Source organism: Cytobacillus kochii (assembly GCF_044790165.1).
Classification (GTDB): domain Bacteria; phylum Bacillota; class Bacilli; order Bacillales; family Cytobacillaceae; genus Cytobacillus; species Cytobacillus kochii.
Genome location: NZ_CP085254.1, coordinates 3461090 through 3477442, shown reverse-complemented (window position 1 = coordinate 3477442; position 16353 = coordinate 3461090). Strand labels below are relative to the sequence as shown.

At 36.1% G+C, this 16353-nt stretch carries 14 protein-coding genes; 10 read left to right on the top strand and 4 right to left on the bottom strand.

What is annotated here, in order from left to right; translation table 11 throughout:
- Nucleotides 1–65: 65 nt before the first annotated feature.
- Nucleotides 66–1454 (bottom strand): sigma-54-dependent Fis family transcriptional regulator, encoded by a 1389-nt coding sequence (locus LG276_RS17700; protein WP_224938754.1) that lies wholly within the window; start codon nt 1452–1454, stop codon nt 66–68.
- 214 nt (nt 1455–1668) lie between these two features.
- Between LG276_RS17700 and LG276_RS17695 the strand changes: the two genes are divergently transcribed.
- The 7 genes from LG276_RS17695 (at nt 1669) to LG276_RS17665 (ending at nt 9635) form a co-directional block, all read left to right on the top strand.
- Nucleotides 1669–2991, top strand: coding sequence for an aspartate aminotransferase family protein (locus tag LG276_RS17695; protein ID WP_251162557.1), 1323 nt, complete (start codon nt 1669–1671; stop codon nt 2989–2991).
- Complete coding sequence (locus LG276_RS17690; protein WP_224935736.1) at nt 2988–4424, top strand: aldehyde dehydrogenase; 1437 nt, start codon at nt 2988–2990, stop codon at nt 4422–4424. Before LG276_RS17695 ends, LG276_RS17690 begins: the two co-directional genes overlap by 4 nt.
- 11 nt (nt 4425–4435) lie before the next feature.
- Nucleotides 4436–5827 (top strand): APC family permease, encoded by a 1392-nt coding sequence (locus tag LG276_RS17685; RefSeq protein WP_306470047.1) that lies wholly within the window; start codon nt 4436–4438, stop codon nt 5825–5827.
- A gap of 269 nt (nt 5828–6096) precedes the next feature.
- A complete protein-coding gene (locus LG276_RS17680) occupies nt 6097–6438 on the top strand; it encodes a hypothetical protein (RefSeq protein WP_095372256.1) in 342 nt (113 codons plus the stop codon).
- A gap of 105 nt (nt 6439–6543) precedes the next feature.
- The gene (locus LG276_RS17675) at nt 6544–7506 is read left to right on the top strand and encodes a ketoacyl-ACP synthase III (RefSeq protein WP_224936188.1); all 963 of its coding nucleotides are present in this window, start codon (nt 6544–6546) and stop codon (nt 7504–7506) included.
- A gap of 406 nt (nt 7507–7912) precedes the next feature.
- Nucleotides 7913–8275 carry a hypothetical protein gene (locus tag LG276_RS17670; protein WP_251162558.1) on the top strand — a complete coding sequence of 121 codons (363 nt, stop codon included), beginning with the start codon at nt 7913–7915 and terminating at the stop codon, nt 8273–8275.
- A gap of 319 nt (nt 8276–8594) precedes the next feature.
- Complete coding sequence (locus tag LG276_RS17665) at nt 8595–9635, top strand: NAD(P)-dependent alcohol dehydrogenase (RefSeq protein WP_251162559.1); 1041 nt, start codon at nt 8595–8597, stop codon at nt 9633–9635.
- A 148-nt stretch (nt 9636–9783) separates the two neighbouring features.
- Here the strand turns inward: LG276_RS17665 and LG276_RS17660 are convergent, their stop codons facing one another.
- A complete protein-coding gene (locus tag LG276_RS17660; RefSeq protein WP_251162560.1) occupies nt 9784–10101 on the bottom strand; it encodes a hypothetical protein in 318 nt (105 codons plus the stop codon).
- A gap of 411 nt (nt 10102–10512) precedes the next feature.
- Here LG276_RS17660 and LG276_RS17655 point away from each other — a divergent pair, with 411 nt between their 5' ends.
- The gene (locus LG276_RS17655; RefSeq protein ID WP_251162561.1) at nt 10513–10926 is read left to right on the top strand and encodes a MerR family transcriptional regulator; all 414 of its coding nucleotides are present in this window, start codon (nt 10513–10515) and stop codon (nt 10924–10926) included.
- Nucleotides 10927–11189: 263 nt separating this feature from the next.
- Here the strand turns inward: LG276_RS17655 and rpsD are convergent, their stop codons facing one another.
- On the bottom strand, nt 11190–11792 hold the full coding sequence (gene rpsD / locus LG276_RS17650) for a 30S ribosomal protein S4 (RefSeq protein WP_095372261.1): 603 nt from the start codon (nt 11790–11792) through the stop codon (nt 11190–11192).
- Between the two features lie 624 nt (nt 11793–12416).
- Between rpsD and LG276_RS17645 the strand changes: the two genes are divergently transcribed.
- Both LG276_RS17645 and megL read left to right on the top strand, forming a co-directional pair.
- Entirely contained in the window at nt 12417–14273 is a 1857-nt protein-coding gene (locus LG276_RS17645; protein ID WP_251162562.1) for a GGDEF domain-containing protein, read from the top strand.
- Between the two features lie 297 nt (nt 14274–14570).
- Entirely contained in the window at nt 14571–15758 is a 1188-nt protein-coding gene (gene megL / locus LG276_RS17640; protein ID WP_251162563.1) for a methionine gamma-lyase, read from the top strand.
- Between the two features lie 59 nt (nt 15759–15817).
- Here the strand turns inward: megL and LG276_RS17635 are convergent, their stop codons facing one another.
- The gene (locus tag LG276_RS17635) at nt 15818–16297 is read right to left on the bottom strand and encodes a GAF domain-containing protein (protein WP_251162564.1); all 480 of its coding nucleotides are present in this window, start codon (nt 16295–16297) and stop codon (nt 15818–15820) included.
- Nucleotides 16298–16353 lie beyond the last annotated feature (56 nt).

Below are 16353 nucleotides of genomic sequence, written 5' to 3'. Positions count from 1 at the left end.
CTGAATAAAAAAATAGTAGAAGAAATTGAGTGGCCCTTTTTGTATAGTAAAAAAGCAAATAGAAGCTATAGCTCTCTATTTGCGCGATATTTCTTTAGCTTCCTAGCAGCAGATGCTTGGCTAATTCCTAGTAATTCAGCTACTTTATAGCTTGAGGGATATTGTTTATACGTATGTAAGAGAATATGTTTTTCAATTCTTTCTAGTCTTTCTTTTAAGCTTTCATTATTCTTTAGTAGTGGTAAGTCAATGAGGTCTGGTTCAATTTGCTTGTTTTTAAAGAGTGCTTGGGGTAGGTGACTTGGGTAGATAATGACAGAATCAACTGTTAAGACAAGTCTTTCTATTAAATTCTCAAGCTCGCGCACATTTCCTGGCCAATGATACTCTGTTAAGTATTCGTAAGTCTCATTATGAAGCTCTTTCTCCATATGATATTTATTGTTCATGATGGACAGATAATGACTTACTAAAAAGATGATGTCTTCTTTCCGTTTTTTTAAAGGGGGAATTTCAATGGGAATCACATTGATACGATAGTAAAGATCAAGGCGAAAATCACCTTTATTGACCATTTCCTCTAATGGGCGATTCGTTGCTGTAATCAGTCTGAAATGACTCGTTCGATCTGTATTACTGCCAACTCTTTTAAACGTCTTTTCTACAAGTACTTTTAATAATTTGACTTGTAAAGATAACGATAATTCTCCAATCTCATCTAAAAATAATGTACCATGATGTGCTTGTTCAATTAACCCCTTTTTCCCATGCTTATGTGCCCCAGTGAAGCTCCCTGGTTCATAGCCAAAAAACTCCGTTTCGAATAAACTTTCTGGAATAGTACTGCAGTTTACCTCAATGAATGGTTCGTTTTTTTCTTTACTTAGTTGATGGATTTTTCTTGCCCACATACTTTTTCCAACACCAGATTCACCTAATAATAAGACGGTTGCGTTTGTATTGGCTACCCGATGAATCGTTCGTTTGATTTCTTCCATTTTTTTATTACGATATTGGGCATTTTCTTGTTCTCTAAGTGCTTTTACGACCTGCTGATAATTTTTGATTTGTCGCTCTAGCTCTTTATATTGTAGATGAAGTTTATTTATTTCCGTTTGATCTTGAGCATAGCTCACTACGAATTGTATTTGATTGTTAGTATCAAATATTGGATAGGCGGTAGTCATAATGATTTTTCCTGTTAGCGTTTGCTGCATCAGTTCTACTTGTTGTTTCTTTTTTATTACTAATGCTGTAATTGAAGGGTTAAATACGCCTTTTGCCTCTAATTCATAAACTGTTTTACCTAAGCAATCTTCTTGCTTTACACCATAAACAGACCAATGTTTTGGATTGAAATATAAGATTTCGCCTACGCCATTTGTAATTGTAATATTATTATTGGATGTGAGAACAATCGTTTCTATTATGTGATGAAGTGATGAATTTTCCATATAAAAAACTCCTTTGCATAAAAACCTTTCTTTAATTATACAATAATTCAAAATTTAATTAATAATTAATTTATTAATTAAAAAAGTCAAAAATGAATTATTACATTCATTAATCATAAAGAAGTGGCTTCATTTAATAAGTTTTATAAATTTGGCATAAGAATTGCATTATAAATTATATTATTCGAAATAATCACATAATGGAGGAATTGACATGACGACATTATTAACAACAGAGTTATCTGAATTAGACAAGAAGCATTTTATCCATCCAACTAGCTCAATTGCACAGCAACAGGCGGAAGGTCCGAGCCATATATTTACAGAGGGTAAGGGTGTATATTTGACAGATACGAACGGACATAAAGTTATTGATGGTATGTCCTCGCTTTGGAATGTCAATATAGGCCATGGTGTGAAGGAAATGGCTGAAGCAGCTTATGAACAAATGTCTAAACTCGCTTTTACATCTAATTTTAGCACTTTTAGTAATGAGCCAGCGATTCGCTTAGCAGAAAAGTTGTCAAAAATACTACCAGGAGATTTGAATGCTGTCTTTTTTACATCAGGGGGTTCCGAATCAAACGATACAGCATTTAAATTAGCAAGACATTATTGGATATTAAAGGGTCAACCAGAGCGCCAAAAAATTATTTCCCGGAAAATGTCGTATCATGGTGTTGCAATGGGGGCTACAAGTGCTACAGGGTTAAAACCGTTTCGTGATTTTACAAATGCTAATGCACCCCATTTTCACTATGTAAATTCGAGCGTAGAAGAATTCCGTACATTAGTAGAGAAGGAAGGACCTGAAACGATAGCCGCTTTTATTGCTGAGATTGTTCAAGGCGCAGGCGGAGTCAATCTCCCACCACAAGGCTACTTTAAAGAGATAAGAAAAATATGTGATGAATATGGCATCTTAATGATTATCGATGAAGTCATTACTGGCTTTGGAAGAACAGGAAAATACTTTGCCATTGAACATGAAGCGATTCAACCAGATATGCTTTGTTTTGCCAAAGGGGTAACAAGTGGATATGCCCAATTAGGTGGTGTCGCGCTTAATGATCGCTTACACAATGATTTCAAGACGCTTTCAAAGGGCACTCTGTTGCATGGTTATACGTATAGCGGTCATCCAGTTGCTTGTAATGTTGCTTTGAAAAATATTGAAATTATTGAGAGGAATGGTCTTATTGAGAACGCGAAAAAAATGGGAGAGGAATTGTATAAAGGGCTAAAGTACTTAGAAGAAAAACATGAAATCGTGACACAAGCAAGAGGGTTTGGTTTACTCGGTGGCATTGACATTGTCAAAGATAGTCAATCTGGTGAGCGTTTTGATGATTATTTAAGTCCACTCATTGTAAAGGAAGCTGCGAAGCTAGGGTTGATTTTGCGAACAGTTACGTATGATCATGACTCGATTGTTTTCTCACCGCCGCTCATCATAAACAAAGCAGAAGTAGAGCAGATGGTTAATATCCTTGACCAGGCGATTTCGAATATAAAGAGAGAGGTGTTAGAAGGTTGAAGATTGAAACAAATAAAAAAAAGTATATGCGCTACAACCCTGCTAATACTGATGAATTGATTGGAAAAGTAGAAGAATCATCCCTAGCGGAAGTAGACTTAGCGGCTACTTCTGCTAGGCAAGCCTTTTTAAAATGGAAAAACAAGCCTTCAATTGAACGTGGGGATATCTTACGTGTAGCTGCAGATTTATTAGAAGCAAATATAGAAGAACTGGCTATACTTGCGACAAAAGAAACAGGAAAGATTATAAGAGAGACGAGAGGTGAAATAGGAAGAGCTGCAGCGATTCTTCGATATTATGGGCAAGAAGGATGGCGACAAATTGGAGAGTGTCTTCCTTCTGCGTATATTGGAAAAACCCTCTACTCTTCAAGAGTGCCGATTGGGCCGATAGCTGTTATTTCTCCATGGAATTTTCCCATCGCCATCCCAATCTGGAAAATGGCCCCTGCATTAGTTTTCGGAAATACAGTTGTTTGGAAACCATCAGAGGAATCTACATTAACAGCAATAAAAGTAGCAGAAATTCTGTGGCAAGCAGGGTTACCTAAAGATGTGCTACAAATGGTTAATGGTTCAGGAGCAACGATTGGTGAGGCATTAGTTCGTCATAAAGACATAACTGCAGTTACATTTACAGGGTCAAACCACGTGGGCAATCAAATTGCTGTTACTGCTGCATCTCAGCAAAAGAAGTATCAACTTGAGTTAGGCGGGAAAAACCCTGCGATTGTAATGGCTGATTGTGATTTATCTTTTGCTGCACAATCCTGTATAGACGGTGCAATGAAACAATCTGGGCAACGCTGTACAGCAACGGGCATCGTTTATGTTGAGGAAGCAGTCTATGATTCTTTCAGAACGATATTGGAGGATAGAATCAATGAATTGAAAATAGGAGATCCATTATCAGAGATGACAGATATTGGTCCGGTGGTATCAAAGAGACAATATGAAAAAGTACAATCCTATATCCAAAAAGGATTGGAAGAAGGTGCAGAGCTTGTTTGCGGAAGTAAGTCGCTTGCTGATACATATTGGCATAATGGTTACTATATTCAACCGACAATTTTTGAAAATGTGAAAGAAAACATGACGATTGTTAAGGAAGAAATCTTTGGCCCGGTACTTTGTTTAAGGAAAGTAGCGAATTACAAGGAGGCATTAGAAGCAACGAATTCCTCTAAATATGGCCTAAGCGCTTCTATTTTCACGAATAATCTTCACCAAGCATTTCATTTTATTCAACATGCTGAAGCAGGTATGGTTCAAGTCAATGGAGAGACTGGAGGTGCAGAACCCCAAGCACCATTTGGGGGGATGAAGGCATCAAGCTCAGGTAGCAGAGAACAGGGACAAGCAGCAATTGAGTTTTTTACAGAGATAAAAACAGTATCTATACAAACTTTTGAAACATTAGATGGCAATTAAATCTGAAGGGGTTGAATTTTATTAACAAGAATAAAGTCCTGTCTCGATTCGATGTGTTGTTTTTGTCTTTTGGTGCAATGATTGGCTGGGGTTGGGTTGTGCTTTCAGGCAACTGGGTTCATACTGCCGGTTCTGTTGGAGCAACGATTGCCTTTATTGTTGGCGGTATTTTAGTTTCTTTTGTCGGACTTGCTTATGCAGAATTATCATCAGCGATGCCGACAAATGGGGGAACGATGATTTTTGCAGAAAGAGGGATTGGACGTAAGTCCGCTTTTATTGCTGCTTGGGGGTTAGCACTTTGCTATATTTCAGTCGTCGCTTTTGAAGCAGTTGCCCTGCCGACCGTTGTAGAATATTTGTTTCCTAATTACAAAGTTGGTTATATGTACACCATCAATGATTATGATGTCTATTTATCCTGGGTTTTAGTAGGAGTAGCAGGTGCCCTATTTGTTACCATTTTTAACTTCTTTGGTGTGAAATCAGCTGCCTTTTTACAGATGGTATTAACGATTGTGATTTCTTTAATTGGTGTCATGCTCATTGCAGGTGCCGGTGTGACTGGAAGCTTAGCAGATGCTGAACCACTTTTTGTAGGGGGCGTTTCAGGTATTATTGTTGTTCTAGTGATGACTCCATTTATGTTTGTTGGTTTTGATGTTATCCCACAAACGGCTGAGGAAATGAATATACCTCCAAAATCGATTGGACGCCTTTTAATAATGTCAGTCGCCTTTGCTGTTATATTTTATATTGGAGTAGTCATAGCAGTAGGAATAGCAGTAGATAAAACAATTCTTTCGACATCGGTTTTACCAACCGCGGATGCGATGGCAATCATATATGGTTCTGATCATTTTGCTACCATTTTGATTCTTGGAGGAATTGCTGGGATACTGACGAGTTGGAATGCCTTTATTATTGGGGGTAGTCGTATTCTTTGCTCAATGGCAGAGAAGGAAATGATTCCCGCTTGGTTTGGTCGCTTACATCCCAAAAATAAAACGCCAACGAATGCGATTCTTTTTATTGGTGGACTATCAATGTTAGCGCCACTCTTAGGTCGTCCAATGCTTGTATGGTTAGTAGACGCTGGTGGGTTGGCCGTTCTCTTTGCTTATTTAATCGTCTCTATTGCCTTTTTGCAATTACGTAAAAATGAACCAGATATGCTTCGACCATTCAAAGCAGGTAATTCTAATATTGTCGGTTGGTTAGCGGTTCTATTAAGTATTGGCTTTATTGTCCTCTTCTTCCCAGGAATGCCTGCTGCATTAATCTGGCCATATGAATGGGTCATCTTTGCAGGCTGGTGGGTTATAGGTGGTCTATTAATCTATCTTAAACGTGAAACTTATATGAAGAGTAGCAATGATATATCTAGTTCAAAAACAATGTAACCATTCTATATGTTTCCGAATGTAGCAAGGAGTTTTTTCGAAGAAAGAAAAGTCTAAAGGAGTTCAATTTTGTTAACATATGAGTGATAAAAGTATTTTGCACCCTAATAGGGTGTTTTTTTTTGTGTCTATTTTCCTATATTCTAGTAAAAATTTTATTAATCATCCGATATTATTATAGTAGACTAATAGTTTTATATAGTCTTATAACTCGTTTGTGGGTGTAAAGACCTATATGCGAGTAAAAAATAATAAGGAGTTATAGGAAAATGAAAAAAGCAACGATTCATGTGAATGAAGCAAGTAAAATAGTAAATATGTCTGTAGCAGGGCAGATGACGATGGAGGATGCAAAGCTTTTTGTTGAGGAATATGTGGCAAAAATCGGTCCGATCAATGGACCGGATTATGACCTTTTTGTTGATTGTACGGAAATGAAGCTTTTATCTCAAGAGCTGTCTGATAATTTGACAGAAGTGATGAAAATGTACAAAGAGACAGGCTTCAAGAAAGTCATCTATACGATTAAGGAAAATGTAGTCCTCAAAATGCAATTGGCAAGAGTGGCGAGAAACGCGGGTCTTTTACAAGCAAGTGTTGAAGAGGCTTAAATAAGTATGAAGAGCTATTCTATTTGGGTAGCTCTTCATACTTATTTATATGGAAAAGAAATCATATCAAGAGGAGAATCGAAAGTGACAGAACAGAATATTAAAATGCGTGCAATAGCTATCTATCATCCGGAGAATGTTGTGACAAATGATTTTTATATTGAACATTTTAAGAAACAAGGGAGGGATATTACCCATTTCCTTGAAATCATGGGAAGAAAAGAGCGATACATCATTGATAACAGTAAGGAGAATAGCTTATCAATGGGAATAGAAGCAGCGAAAAAGGTATTAACTAAGGCTGAAATGGCTGGAGGGGATATAGATCTGATCGTCTTTTCCACACAGGTACCTGAAAGGACGTTTCCAAGTCATGCGATGTATGTACATGAGGCCATTGGTGCCAAGAATCATACAATGATATATGATAGTAATGCAAATTGCGCAGGTATGACTTTAACAGTGGAAAATGTGTCACGTTACATGATGGCCAATCCACGTGTGCAGAAAGCATTGGTGATTGGATCGGATGCGAATAGCCTCATTTCTCACCCTCAGCAAGAGATAACCTTTGCCAACTTTGCTGATGGAGCAGCAGCTCTTATTTTAGAAAAAACAACAGAAGAAACAGGTTTTATTGATGCCATATTCGAAGTGGATTCTGCGAATAAAGATAATATTGTCTATCCGCAGGCAGGTTTTTCTCAAACGAGAGGACAAGCAGAAAATATTGTATTCCTACCTTTTGATGGAGCAATGGCCATTCCAGTAGCTTGTGATATGATCGAAGAATTGCTTGAAAGAAATAACCTAACAATAGGAGACGTAGATGCTTACTGTTTCTCTCAATTTGCTTTATCAAACATTAAGAAAATACAATCACATTTTGAAATCAACCAGGAGAAGATCATCTACATAGGTGATAAGTATGGGTATACCACTACAAGTAGTCCTTTTATTTGTTTATATGAAGGTATTGAAACAGGAAGAATTAAAAGAGGCGATACGGTGTTATTTTGGACTATTGGTGCGGGGCATGAGATGGTTGCCATGTTGTTTAAGTATTAAGCAAGGAGGTATATCATTATTAAATAAAGAAAAACCAACATATAGTAGTGACTCCTAAAAGTTAGAGCTTTATATTAAGCAACGATTTGGCTGGCATGAACATGGTATTGAACCACTCATGTCTGCCATTTTTTTCTTTATGCGCTTATTTATATAATAAATGATCTATTCTCTTTTAATTTTCTCAAATGAGCAGCGTGTTTTCTGAAATACATTTCCTGATTTAGTAATCCAAAAAAGTTCTCCATAGGTGAATTGTCTAAGCAGTTTCCTTTTCGGGAAATACTCCGGAACTCAAGTATTAGATGAAGTTTATGGCATGGTTAGGTATAAAAAGAATAAAAGTATTGATTGAGCTCCAAATAACAGTATAATCTTTTGGTTAACCGAAACATGGGGGGATTGAATGAGTTGGAAGGATTTAGAAATAGAGAAAATTAATACAATTGAAAAGTTAGTGGCTGAGTTTGAAGTATCTGCTTTAACTTTTTTTGAAGAAGTATATGAAGGTGACCAAATTCCTTTTGGTTCCTTTAAAGTGAGAATCTATGAACAAAAAGAATCTAATACCTTTATTGGTTATACAAATCTAAAACTAAAAGATCCTTTAGGTGGTTTTGAGGGAGCAGTAGGATATGGCTTGAAAATTGAGGATGCCTTAGTAGACATTATAAAAAACTTCAAGAATAATGTTTGTTATTACATGGATAATTGTAAAAGGAAATTAAATAAGGATGACTTTTCTTTAGTAAGTTATGACGAGTTTTAATAAAGCCCCTTCTCAATCGAGAGGGGCTCTTTACCTAAACAGCTGTTTGTTTAAAAAACATCTTTTCACATATTGATTACTTATTAAGTAAATTCACATCTATCCAGTTGCCTTGAAACACGAATTGCTTTAGCGAAATCTCCTTGGTTCAAACCTCGCTCTTTTCTAAATTCGCAGTATCACTATTATGTGATTTTAGCTTGATTCTGCATATAAACTTATACCTTGACTTAGAGTTAACTATAGGGGTTATTCTAGTTTTGTAAGAAACAAACAGGTCAATTTTCTTTGAAAATCAAATTATTGGAGGTTTAAACAAATGATAACAGCTAAAGCAAGAGCAGTAGACGGTCCAGACAAACCATTTAGAGTTGCAGAAATTAAAAGACGTGATCTTGATTCACAAGATGTTCTGATAGAAATTAAATATGCGGGCATATGTCATTCTGATATTCATACTGCTCATGGTGAATGGGGTCCAGTGAACTATCCACTTGTACCCGGACACGAGATTGCGGGAATCGTCACAGATGTTGGAGCCGAGGTGACAAAGTATAAGGTTGGGGATCGAGTAGGAGTCGGATGTATGGTTGATTCCTGTGGTGAGTGTGAGAACTGCCGTAAAGGAGAAGAGCAATATTGTTTAAAAGGAAAAGTCGATACTTATGCAGGTGTTGATAAATACGGGGAACCCACTCAAGGTGGCTATTCAACCCACATTGTCGTATCGGAAGATTTCGTACTCAGAATACCTGATAATATTGAATTTGACGTAGCAGCACCATTACTTTGTGCGGGTATTACAACATATTCTCCATTAAACCATTGGGGAGCAGGTCCTAACAAGAAAGTAGCAATTGTTGGTATGGGGGGGCTTGGACATATGGCGGTTCAAATTGCACATGCAATGGGTGCTGAAGTCACTGTTCTGTCTCGAACATTGAAGAAAATGGACGATGGTCTGAAGTTAGGTGCAGATCATTACTATGCAACAAGTGACACAGAAACATTCGAGAAACTTGCCGGATCCTATGACTTAATTATTAATACGGTAAGTGCAAAGATTAATCTGGATGCCTATTTAGGACTACTCAATCTTGATGGAGCGCTAGTAAACGTAGGTGCGCCTGCAGAACCACTGTCACTAAACGTGTTCAATTTAATCGGTCATCGTCGTTCATTTGCTGGTTCAATGATTGGAGGCATCCGGGAGACACAGGAAATGTTGGATTTTTGTGCTACACATAATATTACTCCTAAAATTGAAGTGATTTCAGCTGATCAAATTGACGAGGCTTATGAACGTGTAGTAGCTTCCGATGTGAAGTATAGATTTGTAATTGACATCAGTACAATGTGAATGACGTAAGTGATATTTATGGGGGACAGCCAATGGCGGTACCCCTATAAAAATTAAATATTAGTAACTAAAAAGACGAACGATAACAAGATATCTTGATGTCGTTCGTCTTTATTTGTTCGCTAAAACCTATGCCCTGAATTTTTCTTTATAAATCCCGATTTTTGCTTTTCATCATTTTACTGTATTCTTCAAAATATACCTTTTCTGAATCTGACGCTCTATTAGATGAGTTTGAATTTATCGCACGATGCCATAATGGATAGATAGGCTCAAGTGCCGTTAAGTCCGTGATTTGTCTAATATCGTCATCCGTTAATTTTAAAATATACGATACAATATTTTCATGCAGCTGGTCTTTATTTCTCGCAGCTAATACGATTGAATCTACATTTGGTCTATAGCCGTAGCATAAGTTATAATCCTGCCCATTAGGATAGGCACTGATGACGTCAATATACTTCAAACGCTTGTGACCAAATCCTCAGGCTACAATGAGAACCTTGTGAGAGTTACTGTGATAATTATGATAATTAGCAACAACCCCGCGCCTGCACCAAATCAGTTATTTTGTGCTAAAAAAATGTATTGACCGATCTTCGTGACCCAATCCATTTTATATAACACTTAAACCAGATTAAACTAAGAACTCATGTTAAAATAGCTTCTATTCATTTCAATCCTTGCTTTTTCTCTCTTACCTAATCCAGTTTAAATCTTATAGTTAACTCTAGGTCAAATGGTACGTTTATTCTTTTTACCCCAAATTTCTAATTAACAGATGACTTTGCCAATCAACAAATATCGTGATATAATTTCCTTCATTTCTAGAGTTAACTCGAAGTCTATATCGTAAAAAAAGAAAAGGGGAGTAATAATGAAGACATATTCTATCAGCGAGGTTGCTAAAGAATTGAATCTAACCGCATATACCCTGCGCTACTACGACAAAGAAGGACTTATGCCATTTATAGAACGTACTGCTAGGGGAACAAGGATTTTTAAAGAATCCGATATCGACGCTTTAAAAATAATTGAATGTTTAAAAGCCACCGGAATGCCTATTAAAGAAATAAAAAATTTTATTGATTGGTGTTCTGAAGGAGATTCCACCTTGCAACAAAGATTTGACATGTTTATGGAACGAAAAGCTATAGTGGAATCACAACTAGAGGAATTAAACAAGACAATGGAACTCATCAAGCATAAATGTTGGTATTACAAAACAGCTTTGGATTCCGGAACTGAAGATATTCATAAAAATAATAAAATAGAAATTCCTTTTAACTAAATATAGTTCTAAGACAAAGTCATTCTGTAAGTTCTTTTATTCCTTGTGAGCCGTCAAGTACGATGTTCGGGGATTTGAAGAATGAGTAATAATATGAAGCAAACGGGCTTTTTTCTATTCATATTTTTGGGACCAAGTTGGTCCCAAATCAGTGCATTATCTTGGCCTGTATTGCAAAGTAAATAAAAACGAAAAAACCCCTGAAATGTTGATTTAACAACATTTCAAGGGTTTTATTAGCATTAAAATGCTTAATGCTAATATTAACGAGAGTAGAACTCAACGATAAGAGATTCGTTAATTTCTGCTGGAAGTTCAGAACGCTCTGGTAAACGAGTGAAAGAACCTTCAAGTTTATCTGCATCGAAAGATACGAAATCAGGAACAAAGTTGCTAACTTCAACTGCTTCTTTCACGATATCTAGGTTACGAGATTTTTCGCGAAGAGTAATTGTTTGACCTGGTTGCATGCGGTAAGAAGGGATATCTACACGCTTGCCATCAACTAAGATGTGACCATGGTTCACAAGTTGACGAGCTTGACGACGAGTACGAGATAAACCTAGACGATAAACAACGTTGTCTAAACGAGATTCTAAAAGAATCATGAAGTTTTCACCGTGTTTACCAGTCATTTTACCAGCTTTATCGAATAAGTTACGGAATTGGCGTTCGTTTACACCATACATGTGACGAAGCTTTTGCTTCTCTTGTAATTGTAATCCGTACTCAGATAATTTTTTACGTTGGTTAGGACCATGTTGTCCAGGAGCGTAAGGACGCTTTTCTAATTCTTTACCAGTGCCGCTTAGAGAAATACCAAGACGACGAGATAATTTCCAGCTTGGGCCAGTATAACGAGCCATAATATGACTCCTCCTTTTTGTTTTTATTTGGGTAAAATAAAAACAGTTGTGGTCATCTTTACGCACATTTTGTTTTCAAGTATCTTCGCCCTCGCAGCAGAGGGTTACACAATACCCCATCAACAAAGATTGTTAGAGGAACAAAATGAAACATTAAAGTACACACAAAAGCTGCGATATTTTACACAAAGACTATTATACAATCTTTATTGATTAGAAGTCAATGTTTTACTGAGTGTAATATGTAGTCAATCAGTAATCTCTGATGTCGAGGTTGTAAGTTGAAAACAATTAATGAAAATGAGTCAATTCCTTATGAATATAGTAAAAACTATAATAAAGATTGATTGATATTGTAAAATATATGATATAATATAGTTCTAAAGTATCTGTTTTGAAGTAGGTTAAAAGAACTATAGTATAGAAAAAAATAGCTAAGTGTAATAATAAATATATTTAAGTGCGATTATCCTTTTATGTCATTTGTTAAGTCATAAAAATGATAATCCCCATACCATTTAAGAGACGATTAATTATGTCTGTTTTATACATCTGGATTTAGTACATATTCTATCTAAAATGTGGGTGATAAACAAACCACTTTTGAATATAGGTGATATAACTATGGATAAGGAAAAAGAAGTAAAAGCGTTACTAGAAATAAAAAGTAAAATATTAGACCTTATATATAAAGGAAACACTTCTAAGAATCAATTTGATGATTTTGTTAAAGAAGTTGCTACTAGTTTAGGATGTATAGCAGCGGGATTTTATTTCGTAAATGAGTGGAGAAAGGCATATGTCATTGAAGGGGAATACCATGCTGAGTTATTGTCTTTACCTGCTATTATTCCTATAGATGAGGTTTATCGTGAAAATCATCCTTTGTATGTTAATAAAAAACAGGGAGCTTATTCGAGTAAAGATGGACGCTTACTCATCTTCTTCCTTCAGCGGTTAGATGGCTTACCAGAGTATTTGGTTTTGCTAAGGGAGGATCAACAATTTATGTTGAGCCAACCATTTATGAATGAGCTTACAGATGTCTTGAGTTCCTATATGTTATTTAAAGGTAAAATAAATGAGCTTTACGATGAAAAACTGCATTACACGGAATTGTTCGCATTTGTCGAACGTTTTAGTTTTCATAGAATATTAAAATTGGACGTATTATTAAGTGAAATGTTAAAAATTCTGGATAGGCTCTATCCTTCATTTCAATATTATTTATTGTTGACACATGATTATGAAGAAATCAATCAATTACCAGTGAGGGATCTAGATTATCAGGAGGAAAACAGTCTCGCACTTGAAGCGTATGTATCAGGGGAAGTGACAATAGAACAAACATCAACCGACATTGTTCTATATGCTCCTTTTTTAGGAAGCCAGGGGGTATATGGTGTTCTCCAAGTGATTACTAAAGGGATATATGCCATTCCTAAAGCAGATCAAAAGTATTTTGGTTTAATTGCGAAAATGACAGGAGCAATTATTGAAAATATTCAATTACATCAACAATCACAACAATTAATTGGTGATTTGCAATTTATAAACGAAACATCACAGCAATTAAATGCTGATCTGCGTTTTACAGAGACGATTCATTTTATGACAGAACAAATAAAGAAATCATTTCACGCAGAAGAAGTGGGTTTTTTCTTGTCTCAAGATGGTGAAAAATGGACTCCATTAAGTGGTAGCACCAGTTTCTTCTTTGCAAAAAAATCGAAAGCCTTTGTAACATATGTGCAAAAACTGATGTTAGAGAAGAAAGATGCGCTCTTTATTGGCGATTTAACGATTCCCCATATGAAAGCTAGTTACCGTTCTCTTATGGCCGTACCTATGGGAAACTTAGGGGATATGTGGGGGTTTGTCGTGATTTTGCACCCTATGCCTTATTACTTTCCGTTTGATTCATTTAAATTACTCCAAGCATTAATTCATCATACAACGCTTGCATTTAAGAATTCGTTATTAAGAGAGGAATTAGAAAAGTTAGTCGTAACCGATCACTTAACGCAACTTTTTTCACGAAGTTATTTGGATAATCAAGTGGAACAATCACTAAAAAGTGATGAAAAAGGTGTTTTAATATTAATCGATATTGATGATTTTAAAATGATTAATGATGAATATGGTCATCAAGTCGGTGACGATATCCTTATTCAAGTGGCAGATATCATCATTCATCATATTAGAGTGGGTGATGTGGGCGCAAGATGGGGAGGAGAGGAACTGGCGATTTATCTTCCAAATGTAGATGCGAAGATCGGTGTTTCAATCGCTAGAAGATTAAAGGAAAAAGTGAGTCGATTAACGAGTCCAAATGTGAGTATTTCATGTGGTGTTTCACATTGGAAAGCTAATGAAGATGAGAGCTATGCAACCTTATTTCACCGTGCTGATGTAGCATTATATGAAGCGAAAAATGCAGGGAAAAATAAAGTTGTTTTTTTAGAAAAAGATAGAGACTAAGAGGTTGGTTAGTTTAGTTGGATAGAAATTAAATAGATGGGTTTTAGAATGAGAACTTTTAAGTCCAAATTGGCTACTTATCGTTCACAAACGCCCAATCCTATTTAGTTCATGCCACTTATACCAGCCTCTTTGTTTAATTAGACAACCATAAATAATAATAATCGTTGAAAATTCTTGCGTTGTATCATATTCTGAATTATAGAAAAGTTTTTGATATTCCTATGGTGATACGATAATGTTTTTTGTTTTTATTATTGTAAGCGTTTTCAATTTATAATTCTGGAGGAGATATCCTTGGAAGGTAAAGAGAAAAGAATAGAGACCAAATGTATTCACTCTGGTTATGATAGTCAAGTATATAACGGCAGTTTAATACCACCTTTATTTCAAACAGCTACATTTACATTTTCAAGTGCAGAGGAAGGTGCTCGCAGGTTTGCCTCTGAAGAAGCAGGGTATGTTTATTCACGTTTAGGTAACCCGACTGTTGAGATCTTAGAAAAACGAATGGCAGAATTAGAAGGGGCAGAAGTGGCATTAGCATTTGGATCTGGAATGGCAGCTGTTTCATCTGTGTTAATGACATTAACGAAAGCGGGAGACCATATTTTATGCTCACAAGGAGTATATGGATGCACATATGGTCTATTGCATTTATTAGAAGAAAAGTACCAGATTTCACATCAGTTTTCTACTATGAGCTCTAGAGAAGAGTTAATGAGTTGTATTACACCAGAAACCACTTGTATTTACATTGAAACACCGATTAATCCCACGCTTGATATTGTTGATCTTGAAATGGTCGCAGCAATAGGTAAAGAAAAACAAATCCCTGTTGTAGTAGATAACACCTTTTGTTCCCCTTATTTGCAAAACCCAATTTCCTTTGGGTGTGATATTGTTATCCATAGTGCAACAAAGTATTTATGTGGACATGGAGATGTCATTGCTGGCATTGTGGCTGGTAAAAAAGTGTGGATGGACGACATCGCGAGACAAACAAGAAAGGATATAGGTGGTATTATATCTCCCTTTGATGCTTGGCTCTTATTAAGAGGTATCAAGACATTAGCTATTCGATTAGACCGACACAGCCAACAAGCTGCTATTCTTGCCGAATTTTTACGAAATCATGAAAAAATTGAGCAGGTTTATTACCCAGGTTTTGCTGATCACCCACAAGCTAAGATTATCGCAAAACAAATGAAGCAACCTGGGGGGCTTATTTCTTTTAAAATTAAAGGAGGACAAAAAGAAGCACAGGCATTGATGAATCATCTAAGTCTTATTAAAGTGGCTGTGAGTTTAGGTGATGCAGAAACTTTAATTCAACATCCGGCAACGATGACACATGCTGTCGTACCTAAAGAAGAGAGAGAAAAAATGGGGATTGAAGATAATTTATTACGGCTTTCAGTGGGATTAGAAGCATTCGAAGATATTAAAGCAGATCTCTCTGAAGCGTTGTATCAATTGAAATAACATCATCTAATCAAAATGCGAACAAATGCATATCTCCCATTTGTTCGCATTTCTTGAAATTATAAGAACTTCACTAATTCTTTTACAAACGCTTCTAGCATTTTTTCATCTATTTCATCGAAGCGGTTTTTTTCAGGAGAATCAATATCTAAGACACCTAATAATGTTCCATCTTTTACGATAGGAATGACAATTTCCGATTGAGAAGCCGCATCACATGCGATATGGCCAGGAAAAGCATGGACATCTGCAATTCTTTGCGTTTCTTGTCTAGAAGCAGCAGTGCCGCAAACACCTCTACCGACTGGAATCCTTACACATGCAGGCAATCCTTGAAATGGTCCGAGAACAAGTTCTCCCTCTTCCATTAAATAAAAGCCAACCCAATTTGTACGGTCTAAAAATTGATTTAATAAGGCAGAAGCATTACTTAAGTTGGCGATTGTATTTTTTTCACCTTCTAATAGTGCAGCAAGTTGCTTAATTACTAATTGATAATTTTCTTCTTTATTTCCTTGATAATTTTCGACGTTAAACATCATGCATCACCATGCTTTCTTTAAGTATTTAAGGTATTATGCCATAAAATAGGTTA

Excerpts from the sequence above, each read along its gene's own strand:
- LG276_RS17665 (WP_251162559.1), top strand. The coding sequence starts at position 8,595 with ATGATAACAGCTAAAGCAAGAGCAGTAGACGGTCCAGACAAACCATTT.
- LG276_RS17645 (WP_251162562.1), top strand. The coding sequence starts at position 12,417 with ATGGATAAGGAAAAAGAAGTAAAAGCGTTACTAGAAATAAAAAGTAAA.
- rpsD (WP_095372261.1), bottom strand. The coding sequence starts at position 11,792 with ATGGCTCGTTATACTGGCCCAAGCTGGAAATTATCTCGTCGTCTTGGT.
- LG276_RS17670 (WP_251162558.1), top strand. The coding sequence starts at position 7,913 with ATGAGTTGGAAGGATTTAGAAATAGAGAAAATTAATACAATTGAAAAG.
- LG276_RS17635 (WP_251162564.1), bottom strand. The coding sequence starts at position 16,297 with ATGTTTAACGTCGAAAATTATCAAGGAAATAAAGAAGAAAATTATCAA.
- LG276_RS17700 (WP_224938754.1), bottom strand. The coding sequence starts at position 1,454 with ATGGAAAATTCATCACTTCATCACATAATAGAAACGATTGTTCTCACA.
- LG276_RS17655 (WP_251162561.1), top strand. The coding sequence starts at position 10,513 with ATGAAGACATATTCTATCAGCGAGGTTGCTAAAGAATTGAATCTAACC.
- LG276_RS17695 (WP_251162557.1), top strand. The coding sequence starts at position 1,669 with ATGACGACATTATTAACAACAGAGTTATCTGAATTAGACAAGAAGCAT.
- LG276_RS17680 (WP_095372256.1), top strand. The coding sequence starts at position 6,097 with ATGAAAAAAGCAACGATTCATGTGAATGAAGCAAGTAAAATAGTAAAT.
- LG276_RS17675 (WP_224936188.1), top strand. The coding sequence starts at position 6,544 with ATGCGTGCAATAGCTATCTATCATCCGGAGAATGTTGTGACAAATGAT.